Here is a 12,752-nt window from a genome sequence, read left to right on the forward strand (position 1 = left end):
AATGAACGTGATGTAATGCTTCTATATTTATTGCTTTATTTTATCCGGATTAAAAGACAAATATGTCGTGGCCTAAACCGAGCCATTTCAGTAAAATAGCTATTCATTTCTTGCAAATTTAATAACAAAAAATGAAGTTTTGGGTTTCTTACATTCCAAACCGGCTGAGTTTACCATCAAAATCAAAATTTGCCATAATTTTTTCTATTTCGGGAGTTAAAAATCGGTCGGTTTGTGTGGGTTTTTCAATTGAGTGGGTTTCTGCAACTGCCTTGTAAAATATAAACGTTTGTGGCGAAAGCCAGTTGGCCGTATCATGGGGTAGCCCTGCCTTTGCAAACTGCGACATGCGCATTTCAACGGCATAGCGGCCTGTGAGCACTGCAATGGCTATAATTTTTTTAACATTCTGCGCAATTTCAAGTGCTTGCCGGGCGGCAATAGTTCCCATACTGACGTGGTCTTCGGTGTTTTCGCAAGTAGGTATTGAGTCGGCACTGGCTGGGTGCACCAATACTTTATTTTCAGACACCAGCGAGGCGGCCACATATTGGGTAATCATTAAGCCGCTGTTTAAACCCACGCCTTCAACTAAAAAACTAGGCAGGCAATCGTTATTGTTTGCGTCCATCATTTTATTAATTTGGCGCTCAACAATATTACCCATTTCGGCAATTGCCAATTTAAGATAATCCATCGGCAGCGCCAAAGGTTGCCCATGAAAATTACCTCCGGATATTGCTTCATTGTCCTTAGCAAAAATAAGTGGATTATCAACGGCGGCGTTTAACTCGTTGGCAATAATGGCTTCGGCGTGGTCAATAGCCGTTTTGCTGGCACCAAACACCTGCGGAAAGCACCGCACAGAATACGAGTCTTGCGGTTTCCATTTTTTGCGGGCAAACGCTACAATATCGGCTAAATAGGTATATTTTTCGCCATTAGTTTTTAATTGATGGAACAAAGTTTGCGATAGTTGTTTATCCGGATGCTGAATTGCATCTGTAACAGCATCTACATAAGTCGCTGGAATTAAACGATGTTTTAAGAGGAGTTGTAAAATTTGAGTTTGTGTAATTCCGACTAATTTTGAGCGTTTTAGCAGGTTTTTAAGTTGTTTTGCAATAGCAGTTTGTCCGGAGTGTTTTCGGGCATGATGAAAAGCGTCAAAATCAAAAAATTCTTTGCGCACACCTAAGCTTTCAAAAATTAAAGCTGCGCTATAAGTACCTAAATTGAGTATTTTTTTGGCCTCGTGAAGGGCTATTACGGCTACGGCTGCAATTACAGTTGTACCATTATTTAGTGCCAACCCTTCTTTATAACTAAGGGTAACGGGTTTAAAATTGGGTAGTATTTTTTGTGCTATGAAATTGGAAGTGGCATAACGCACCCCTTTATAGTGTATTTCGCCCTCGCCAATTAAGGGCAGGGCCATGTGCGATAGTGGGCATAAATCGCCGCTGGCACCCACCGACCCTTGTTGGGGTATTACGGGCAAAATATTGTGGTTTAGCAAAAAGGCTAATTGCTGTACCGTTGTTTGCTGCACGCCCGAATGGCCTATAAGCAAAGTATTTAACCGAATGACCATAATTGCCCGAACAATGGCCTCGGAAAAAGGTTCACCAACACCGCAGGCATGAGAGCGCAATAAATTAACTTGTAATTCAAGGGCATCGGTAGCATCAATGGAGGTATCTACTTTCGAGCCAAATCCGGTTGTAACGCCATAAACTACTTTTTTATTGGCAACTGCCTTGTTTATAAAATCGAGGGCGGGTGCTAAATTGCTTGTATCTATTGTTACTTTTGCCTGATGGCAAGCAACGGCTATTACTTGCTGTAAAGTTAAGTTCTTGCCATTTAAATTAACAGTTGAGGGCAAAGCAGACGCGGTAGCGGCAGTTGGCATAAATAATTTAATTAATTAGGAGGCGTTTGAGGAGTTAATTTGTTATGATTGTTTTTAAATTGATATTAGGTACTGCGTTTACTCATTTTCCGGATGTATTGCTGCCGCGCTTCTATTGCAAAATTACATAATTTGTACAAAATACGTGCGCCAACATTAGCATCCCACTCGTTGGTACCGTCGTGGCTGGGGCTTACTTCACATAAATCGAAACCGATAATTTGTTTTCCCGATTTTACAAGTGAATGTAATAAATAAACAGCTTCGTGAAAACTAAGTCCACCCGGAACAGGCGTACCTGTATTGGGGCATAATGAGGGGTCAAGGCCATCGATATCAAAGCTTATATATACTTTTTTGGGCAATTTTGAAATCATTTTTTTGCATTGGTCGGCCCAGGTTCGTTTGCGCTCTATATAAATTTGGTTTTTAAGATCGCGGTCAAAAAATGCACGTATCCGGCCATTACTATCGGCTATTCGTTCCATTTCCTCATCGCAAACATCGCGCAGACCAACACTTACCAAGCGGGTAATTTGTGGATATTGCAGGGCATTATACATAATTGAGGCGTGCGAGTAGGTAAAACCTTCGTAGGCGTGGCGCAAATCGGCATGGGCATCTATATGTAAAATACCAAATTCGTTATGAATTTCGCTTAACGCCCTAATAAACCCAAGGGGGGTACTATGTTCACCTCCCACAAGACCTGTAATTTTTCCATCGCAAAGGCATTGCGCCGTTTGGGCATAAACCCAATCGTTTAGTGCGTGGCTGTTGTCGTTAATTGCGGCCAAGTGATGCATTAAATTTATATCATCTCCTATGGTTTGCCCTTGGCTCAATGCGTTTATAACTTGTTCGGCTAAGGGCCTGAGTTCGGCATTTTTTTCAAGCCAGTTGGCGGGCGTTGGCAACATATAAATGCCGTGCTGCCAAAAATCGGGCGCATCGGGGTCGTATAAATCTATTTGGAGGGAAGCATTGCGCAAAGCATCGGGGCCGGCATGGGTTCCGGGGTTGTACGATGTGGTAACGTCCCAAGGAACGGGCAAAATTGCTACCAACGAATCGTCATAATTAAACGGAAGTCCAAACAAATTGCCATTTATATCTCCGGGGGCATTGGGGTCAAAATTGGGCGGAACAGGTGCAGACAACATATTAGGGTTTGGGGTTTGGGGTTTGGGGTTTGGGTTTATAGTTTGAGTTCTTTAATTTTTAATTGCTCAACAGCCGTTTTTTCTTGGTTTGTAAGCGGATTATGCGACAAATTTAATTGCTCTAAACGACCTAACTGAGCTATATCGGCACTTGGGTTGGCAATATTATGCCCCGCCAAGTTTAGGGCTGTTAAATTAGTTAAACTTTTTAATCCGGATGTATTGGTTAGTTTAAAACTGAGTTTTGTTTTGCTTGTTTTAAAAAATGTGATTTTGGAGGTGGTAAAAATTTCAGCCAGTTGGGCATCGGTAGGCGGTGTGGTAGTTTCACCTTTTTGCAACAGTACGTTAAAGGCTTTTTGCCATTGTGGCTCTAAATTGTTCCACCAGTTTGTGCGGCGTTCGGGGGTATTGTAGTAAACGGCAGTTCGGGTGGGTTTAATGTTTGCATTTGTATTTTGGGTTTGGGAAACATTCTTTTTAGGAGGCTCAACTTTCTTAGCTGTTTTTTCCGGATGCTTTTTTGTCTCGGGTTGAGATTTTTGAACTGGTATTCCGGCTGTCTTAACTGTCGGAACTGTTGTTTTTTTAACGGCAGTTATTTTTTTACTATCTGTATCCGGATTTTTTTTCTTGCCTGCTACTGGCAATGGTGTTTTTGAATGTGCATCAATCGTGTTTAATTGTTTTTCTTTTGTTGTCTTCTCGGCAGTTGTTTGTTTTATTAGTTTTGGCTTTTCTTTGTTCTCAACTGTTTTGTCTTTTGAGGTGGGTTGTTGTTGTTTTTGTTTTTTAACCTTGGGTTGTACCGAAGTTTTAGCCTCGTCTGTTTTTTGAGGCGGTGTATTTATTACAACTGGTGGCGCAAGCTCGGTAGGCGTAACTGGCGGAGAACTTGTAATTATAGTATCTTGAGCAATTGGAGCAGTTGATTTTTTAATTACTTTTTTAGTCGATTCTTTTGCCGCTTCATTTTTTTCTTTGGCAGTCTGTTTCCCCTTCGCTCTGGTATCATTTTTATTAATAGTTATTTTTTCATCTGCAATGGTTGCTTTCTCCTTAGTTTTTTCAATCGTATTTGGAGTTTCTTCTTTTATAATTTCGGGTGTTTGTAAGGCAGGTGATTGCGTATTATTGTTTGTATCGGTGGTAGTTGTAATATTATTTTCAGGTGTTGATAATTGGGGCGTGTGTGTTTGTGTTATGGTTGGCAACTCAATTTTACCCGGAATAATTAGTCTTTTTTTAGCGGGAACGGGTTGTTGATTGGCAGGTTGTATTGTTTTTTGAGGTGCAGTATTAACTTGCTCGTTTTTTGATTGTTGTTGATTTGTTAAAGTATCGGCAACAACATTAATTGTTGGGTTTACTTCATCCGGATTAATTAGGTTGTTATTTTCGTTTGCAGGCTCGTGCAGTTTAAGTTCTTCTTTTTTACCCTCTTTCTTTACCAAACTTGATATTTTATTTTTAGTTTGCGGTTGCCCTTGTTTATTTGTTTGCTGCTTATGCGGTTGTTGTTGTTTTTGTTGAGGTGTTTTTTCAGTACTGTTAAATACAGGTATTGTTTGTAGTGAAGGCGGCTCGGCGTTTATTTCATTTTTATTGGATATTTCAGAATTTACAGGCTGGTTTTGTATATCTTGTAGGGGTTTTTGCTCATTTTTTGGCCCGCCATTGCCATTTCCGTTGGTATTGGTATTGGTATTGGCGTTATTGGTAGTAGTAACCAATTTTTGCTCGGCGTTTTGTTGCAAATTGCCAATTCGTTGGCGCAGTTGTTGTATGGTATTGTCTTTGGCTTTTAAATCGTTGTCTTTGTTGCGCAAATCCACTTCAAGGCGATGTAGGCGGCTGCGCAATTCTTTTTCTTCGGGGGTAGGCAATATAATAGAAATCTCGCGTGCACAAAGCCCATTTTTATTATTGCCAATTACAAACGATATGGGCATACCTTTATTTATATCACCCGCAATGGCATCTCTAAAATACGAGCGGTAAAAAAATATAATTTCGCCGGTGCTGTCCACTTTTATTGTGCCCGATGTATTTCGGTCATCGTAGCTATCAATTAGTCCGGTAACTCTTTGCGGTTCTTTCGAGGGTATTTCTTTTATATTAAGCGCAAAAATACCGCGTTCGTTTTCGGCTATGGTAAACTGCACCTGCTGCCCAACTGTTAAATTGTTTTTAATATTACCTGCTGTTACATACACATCCGTTTCGTAGGTAATAAGCCCCCAGCCCTCGTTTACATTATAAAACTTTACTTTTCCGGATAGAATATTAGTGTCGTTAGGAAAAATATACGAAGACAATTCCTCAAAAAGTTTATCGGTCGAAGGTTCAATAGTAGTATTAACATCTAAATCGGCCAAAATTAAATGCCTGTTGCCCATAAAATTAATTACCTCGCCCATAAAAAGTCGCTGAGGCAAAGCTTCGCGCTCTTTCCAGGTATATTTATTGTAGCGAGGCTCTTGGTATTGGTCGTTGCTAATTACCGAAGCACCGTACCGGTGGGCTAATTCAAGTACAAAGCCATCGGCTTTTTTGCCCCCCATTATTTGATGGAAATACTCTTTATTAGTCAGCAAACGCTCGTAAATATCGCGGTGGCGGTCTAAAAGTTTGCGCGGCGTACTGGCATCGAAAATACAAAAAAAATTGTATTGCCTTTGGTGCAAACAAACCAATAATTGCAACAATGGGTTTAACGAGGGCGGGGCCGAGGTATCTTCCCAATAACAAACATTGGTTGCATCAATAATAAAATAGTCGAGGTTATATTTTTGAGCAGGTTTTTTTTTCATGTTAATAAAATGGCGTTCGGTTTAGGTGAGTAATTTCTCAATCTGTTGTTTTAAGGCCAAAAGGCAAAATTTTATATTCTTTTCTTGTTATGTAATTTAATCTGTCAGGCAAAAAAGATAAGGGCAACAGTTGGAAAGAGGTAGTGGTTCTTTTTTTAAAGCGTTTAGTTTAGCGCAGAATTGATTTATAGTAGGATAAAGGTTTAATGCTCTGTTTTTTTCGTTTGATTCAAAATAAAAGGCAATAAAGCAACAAGTTGTAACAAAACCGTTGCAAAACAAATGCCAATGAGTAAAATACAATGTTATGAACCTGTAAAACAAACTATCAACCACTTTAAGCAAACAATCTCAATTAATAAATCAATTACCTTTTAAAAGATTGTTGTTCTCTTAATTAAATTGCTTAGTCGGTTCATAGCATTAGTTCATTTTTGCATAAGCTTCGAGGCAAGTAAGGCCTTAATTTGGCTATTTTTTAAGATACATTACTTCTTTTACAGCCTTAACAGTGCGGCTTATACTTGGCTCGGTTGCATCAACCAAGGCGCGTGCGTACCCATACGATACGTCGGCGCTATTAATACGCAAAACTGGGGCATCTAAATAGTCAAAAGCCCGTTTTTGCATCATGTAAGCCACCTCGCTCGAAACAGAGGCAAAAGGCCAACTTTCATCATTTACAACCATCCGGTTAGTTTTTTTCAAGGAGGCAATTAAGGTGTCGTAATCTAATGGGCGAATGGTGCGCAGGTCAATTACTTCGGCATTAATACCTTCTTTTTCTAACTCGGTTGCGGCTTTTAGGGCAACCTTCATCATTTTGTTAAACGACACAATGGTTACATCTGTTCCTGGGCGTTTAACATCGGCTTTGCCTATTTCAATAAGGTACTCTTCTTCGGGAACTTCGGTTTCTTCGCCATAAGCAAGCTCCGACTCCATAAAAACAACCGGGTCGTTATCACGTATGGCCGATTTCATTAAGCCTTTGGCATCGTAAGCATTAGCTACGCTAATTACTTTTAATCCGGGTGTATTGCCCAACCACGACTCAAAGCTTTGCGAGTGTTGTGCCGCTAATTGCCCGGCATTGCCAGATGGCCCTCTAAATACAATAGGGCATGTAAATTGCCCGCCCGACATTGACCGTATTTTAGCCGCCGAGTTAATAATTTGGTCAAAGGCAAGCAAAGCAAAGTTCCATGTCATAAATTCAATTATAGGGCGCAAACCGCCCATGGCAGCCCCAACACCAATTCCGGCAAACCCAAGTTCGGCAATAGGTGTGTCAATAACGCGCTTGGGGCCAAACTCGGCCAACATGCCTTCACTAACCTTATAAGCACCGTTATATTCGGCTACTTCTTCGCCCATTAGTAATACATTTTCATCGCGGCGCATTTCCTCGCTCATGGCTTCGCCCAAGGCCTCTCTAAGTTTTAATCTTCGCATTTAGAATATTATTTTTAAAGTTTGAGGTTTATTTTACAAGAAAAAATTAAAAATGCAAAGATACGGATTTTTAAATAGACTTGTTTGTTTCGATTACTATTTATTCCGGATAAAAAACAGTCAAATTTCTCCTATTCAAATACCATAAGAGACAAATAAACAGGGTTGGCGAAATACAAAACAAAACCTTTAAGTATAAATTAAATCAACGCAATGCTAATTTTTGATGCTTAAAAATCAAGTAAAACAAGCTATATTTACCCCGCAATTGACCGAAAATAAGAAAAGCCACCCATCATTTAATAATAATTTGTTTAGAAATTTCGTTTCGATTAACAATTATGGTCAATCATTTTTTCCGGATATTATCGCTGCTTATCTTTATATTTTGTTGCCTGATAAGCAATAGCAACAACTCAGCAATACAGGCTCAACCAAAAACGGCAGCAAAAAGCAAATCAAAAACGGCAAAAAAACCATCAAAAGCCGATAAACTTTTTGCCTCGGCACGCGATTATTTGGTTATACAAAACAACCCAACCGAAGCCGAAAAAATATTTAAAAAAATTATCAAAAAATACCCTAACTATTTACAGGCTTACAACGAGCTTGCCGACTTATATACCGCGCAAAAAAAATATGCCGATATGCGCAAAATCTATACAACCATGCTCGAGCGGGGTAAAACTCCTAAAAACCAATTTATGGTGCATTTAAAATGGGGCGAAATTGAAAAAAAATTGGGCAACTACGATACCGCAGCCCTACACCTCGAAAAAAGTTTGACTCAAAAAGTACCCGCAAACTGGGACGACCGCGTAAAAAAAGCCAAAAACTTGCTCGAAAACAGCAAATTTGCCGCAAAAGCAATAAAAAATCCGGTAACTTTTAAGCCTATCCACTTAGACAGCACCATTAACTCGCGGTTCGACGAATATTTGCCCATGATTACCGCCGATGAAGGAACCATGGTTTTTACCCGCCGCATTGGGCGCGACCTTCGCGTGAATGAAGATTTTTATATAAGCCGCAAAGATACAGCCAACCACTGGAAATACGCTTTACCGCTTGGCCAACCCATTAACACCGAAACAAACGAAGGTGCTATTAGCATTTCGCCCGATGGTACTCGCCTGTTTTTTGCCGCCGAAGGGCGTAAAGATGGGTTGGGGGGGTTCGATATATATTACTCGATAAGGCGTGGCGATGGCTGGGAAGGCCCCTACAATTTGGGGCATCCTGTTAATAGCCCCGGATGGGAATCGCAGCCCTGCCTTAGTGCCGATGGGCAGGAACTGTATTTTTGTAGTCGCCGCAACGGTGGGCTGGGTGGTATTGATATTTGGGTTAGCTATTTAAAAGATAATTTTTGGACTACCCCTAAGAACTTGGGCGAACCCATTAATACATCCGGAGATGAACAAACACCATTTATTCACCCCGATGGGCAAACGTTTTATTTTTCATCTTCGGGGCATGTTGGCATGGGCGATAACGATTTATTTATGACCCGCAAACAGCCAAACGGACAATGGGCAAAACCACAAAATTTAGGCTACCCTATAAATACCTACAACAACGAAGGGGGGCTGGCAGTTACCGCAAGCGGGCAATACGCTTATTATTCGGCACTTACCGACTCGGCGGGCTTTGATATTTTCTATTTTGAACTGCCTAAAAACCTCCAACCTAACTTTGTAACCTATGGCAAGGGTTTAATTACCGATGCTGAAACAAAAAGCGAACTGGGTGCAAATATTGATATAACTGATTTACAAACCGGCAAAATAGTCATTGCCACATCAAGCGACCCGCTAACCGGCGAGTTTTTATTTACCCTGCCCTTGGGCAAAAATTATATGTGTAATGTAAATAAAGAAAATTATTTGTTTTACAGCGACCATTTTTCATTAGATACGCCCAACCCACCCGATAAACCTTTTTTAATAGATATTAAATTAAAGCCTATAAAACGCACTATTGTAGGCCCCAACGAAAAAGTAATAAGCTGGAATGTTGGCGCGCCCGTTGTGCTTAAAAATGTATTTTTTGAAACCGGGAAATACGAACTTCAACCCTTGTCTTATCCGGAATTAAACCGCTTGGTAGAACTGCTCAACCAAACCCCCGAAATGCGCATCGAATTATCGGGTCATACCGACAATGTAGGCTTGGCAGCGGCCAATCAAACTTTATCGGTTAACCGCGCCAAAGCTGTTTATAACTATTTAATTGCCCAAGGCATTAACGCAAACCGTTTGTCGTACAAGGGCTACGGCGACACCCGGCCTGTTGCCCCCAACACCACCGACGAGGGGCGCGCTGCCAACCGCCGCACCGAGTTTACTATTTTGTAAAATCAGCTAAACAATCAAACTAATGAATACGGCGTAAAAATCTCAATATCTCCATAAATCCACACGATGTCTATAAAGGCAAACTAAGGGTACACACTACAAACCAATAAAAAAATGGTATTAAGTTGGAATGAAATAAAAGACAGAGCACTAAAGTTCTCAAAAGAATGGGCAGCCACTTCAAACGAAGAAGCGGACGCAAAACCTTTTTTAGTTGAGTTTTTTAATGTGTTTGGAATTAGTAGTAAACGTGTTTCGACCTTTGAACACAGAGTAAAAAAACTGGACGACAAAGACGGTTATATTGACTTACTTTGGAAAGGAACAATTTTAATTGAAATGAAAAGCCGGGGCAAAAACCTTGAGAAAGCCTACCTACAAGCCAAAGAATATACATACGGGCTAAAACAACATGAATTGCCAAAGTACATCCTTGTTTCTGACTTTGAAAACTTTAGGCTTTACGACCTTGAGGAAGACAAAATCATAGAATTTAAACTTAGCGACCTTGTAAATAATGTTCAGCATTTCGGTTACATCTTAGGGTATCAAAAAAAGATTTACAAAGAGCAAGACCCTGCAAACATTAAAGCAGCAGAGTTAATGGGCAAATTGCACGACCGACTGGAAGAGATAGGTTACACCGGACATCCGGTAGAAGTTTATTTGGTTCGTATTTTATTTTGTTTGTTTGCCGAAGACACAACGATTTTTAACAAACAACAATTTCAAGATTATTTAGAGCAACGAACAAACGAAGACGGCAGCGACCTTGCCGCAAAATTGCAAGAATTATTTCAAGTATTAAACACACCGAAAGAAAACCGGTTTAAAAATATAGACGAGCAACTTGCCGACTTTCCGTATGTAAACGGAAAACTTTTTGAAGAAAACCTACCTACGGCAAGTTTCGACAGCAAAATGCGACAAGCATTACTTAACTGCTGTTACATTGACTGGAGTAAAATATCGCCTGCTATATTTGGCTCCATGTTTCAAAGCGTAATGAACCCCAAAGAACGCCGAAACTTAGGCGCGCACTACACCAGCGAAACCAATATTTTAAAACTTATTAAACCGCTTTTTTTAGACGAACTGTGGAAAGAGTTTGAACGCATAAAAGACAACAAAAACAAACTTCCTGAATTTCATAAAAAACTAAGCACACTAAAATTTCTTGACCCTGCTTGCGGTTGCGGAAACTTCCTTGTAATTACTTACCGAGAATTGCGTTTGCTTGAAATTGAAATTTTGAGGGCTTTAAATAAATCAGGACAACGAGTAATTGACGTAAGCGATATTATTTGGCTCGATGTTGATATGATGTATGGAATTGAATACGAAGAATTTCCTGCCCGGATTGCCGAAGTTGCCATGTGGCTTATTGACCACCAAATGAATATGCAAATTAGCAACGAGTTTGGGCAATACTTTGTGCGTTTGCCGCTTAAAAAATCTGCTAAAATTATTCACGGCGATGCTTTAGAAACCGATTGGCAAACTTTGTTAAATCCGGAAAATACAATAAATATTATAACAAAACATGCTGCCATTTTTTTGGTTGAAGAACCTCAATCAACCTATAAAACAGTGAACGTTCAAGCAGAAACTTTTGAGGTGCACAAAGGTAAAAATCCGGAAGATGCACCTGCCATAAAGTTTGACTATATTTTAGGTAATCCGCCGTTTATTGGTTCAAAATTAATGAAGCAAACCCAACGAAATCAAATTGTAAAACTGTTTGACAACGCAGACGGAAGCGGCATTTTAGACTATGTAACAGGTTGGTATATTAAAGCAGCAAAATATATACTAGGTACAAAAATTAAGGTAGCTTTTGTTTCTACGAACTCTATTGTGCAAGGAGAACAAACAAGCATTCTGTGGGGGCAAATGCTCAACAAATACAATATTAAAATTCATTTTGCACACCGTACTTTTAAATGGAGCAACGAAGCAAAAGGAAATGCAGCCGTTTATTGTGTGATAATTGGCTTCGCTAACTACGACACCACAAACAAAAGCATTTTTGACTATGAAGACATCAAAGGCGAAGCACACGAACTGAAAGCAAAAAATATCAATCCGTATTTGGTTGATGCAAAAGATATTTTAATCTTTAAACGAACAAATCCTGTTTGTGAAGTACCAAAAATTAAGTTTGGCAATCAACCTATTGATGGAGGCTGGCTTATATTAGATGAAAAAGAAAAAAATTTAGCATTAGTAAAAGAACCTTTCATAGATAAATATATTAGACGATATTATGGTAGTGAAGAATTCATAAATGGAAGAGTTAGATATTGCTTATGGTTTACGGATAAAAATTTTGATCCTAGTGAAATAAAATCATCAAGTTTTTTAATGCAGCGATTAGCAAATGTTAGAAAATTTCGGTTAGAGAGTGATAGAAAAGATACTCAAAAGTTAGCTGAAACACCAAGCCAATTTGCTTTCAAATCACACGAAGAAACTGACTATGTAATTATTCCAAGCGTTTCTTCGGAAAGAAGAAAGTATATTCCTATTGGTTTTATGGATGCAAAGGATATAGCGAGTAACCTATGTTTAATAATTCCTAATGCTAAGTTATTTCATTTTGGAATTCTAACATCCCTAATGCATATGGCTTGGATCAAAAACACTTGTGGTCGTTTAAAAAGTGATTATCGCTATTCAAATAGTATTGTTTATAATAACTTTCCTTGGCCGGAAAATCCAACAGAAAAGCATATAAAAACCATTGAAACAGCCGCTCAAAAGGTTTTAGATGCAAGAGCAAATTTTCAAAAAAACACGATGGCTGAATTATACGAACCAGATGGAATGCCACCAGTTTTAATAAAAGCACATAACGAGTTAGACAAAGCGGTGGACTTGGCTTACCGACCACAAGCATTTACAAGCGAAGCTAACAGAATGGAGTTTTTATTTGAACTCTACGAAAAATACACGGCAGATTTATTTACAACTGTAAAAGCGAAGAAAAACAAAAAATAATTGATTACAGCCGATTTATATGTTTAGTCGTTTGGCAAATAAGCTATGT

The 12,752-nt window shown here is 39.3% G+C and carries 6 protein-coding genes; 2 read left to right on the forward strand and 4 right to left on the reverse strand.

The window, feature by feature from the left end; all coding sequences use genetic code 11:
- Positions 1–148: 148 nt before the first annotated feature.
- From IPI59_13595 to IPI59_13610, 4 genes are all read right to left on the reverse strand, one after another.
- Positions 149–1,915: an aromatic amino acid lyase gene (locus tag IPI59_13595; protein MBK7528550.1), complete on the reverse strand. Its 1,767-nt coding sequence runs from the start codon at positions 1,913–1,915 to the stop codon at positions 149–151.
- 65 nt (positions 1,916–1,980) lie between these two features.
- The gene (locus IPI59_13600; protein MBK7528551.1) at positions 1,981–3,078 is read right to left on the reverse strand and encodes an agmatinase family protein; all 1,098 of its coding nucleotides are present in this window, start codon (positions 3,076–3,078) and stop codon (positions 1,981–1,983) included.
- 35 nt (positions 3,079–3,113) lie between these two features.
- Positions 3,114–5,891 carry a cold shock domain-containing protein gene (locus IPI59_13605; protein MBK7528552.1) on the reverse strand — a complete coding sequence of 926 codons (2,778 nt, stop codon included), beginning with the start codon at positions 5,889–5,891 and terminating at the stop codon, positions 3,114–3,116.
- A 471-nt stretch (positions 5,892–6,362) separates the two neighbouring features.
- Positions 6,363–7,346 (reverse strand): pyruvate dehydrogenase complex E1 component subunit beta, encoded by a 984-nt coding sequence (locus tag IPI59_13610; protein MBK7528553.1) that lies wholly within the window; start codon positions 7,344–7,346, stop codon positions 6,363–6,365.
- Between the two features lie 341 nt (positions 7,347–7,687).
- Here IPI59_13610 and IPI59_13615 point away from each other — a divergent pair, with 341 nt between their 5' ends.
- Positions 7,688–9,703: a PD40 domain-containing protein gene (locus IPI59_13615; protein ID MBK7528554.1), complete on the forward strand. Its 2,016-nt coding sequence runs from the start codon at positions 7,688–7,690 to the stop codon at positions 9,701–9,703.
- A gap of 114 nt (positions 9,704–9,817) precedes the next feature.
- A complete protein-coding gene (locus IPI59_13620; GenBank protein ID MBK7528555.1) occupies positions 9,818–12,703 on the forward strand; it encodes a class I SAM-dependent DNA methyltransferase in 2,886 nt (961 codons plus the stop codon).
- Positions 12,704–12,752: the final 49 nt, after the last annotated feature.

The sequence above is a fragment of the Sphingobacteriales bacterium genome (genome assembly GCA_016706405.1).
GTDB lineage: Bacteria > Bacteroidota > Bacteroidia > Chitinophagales > UBA2359 > BJ6.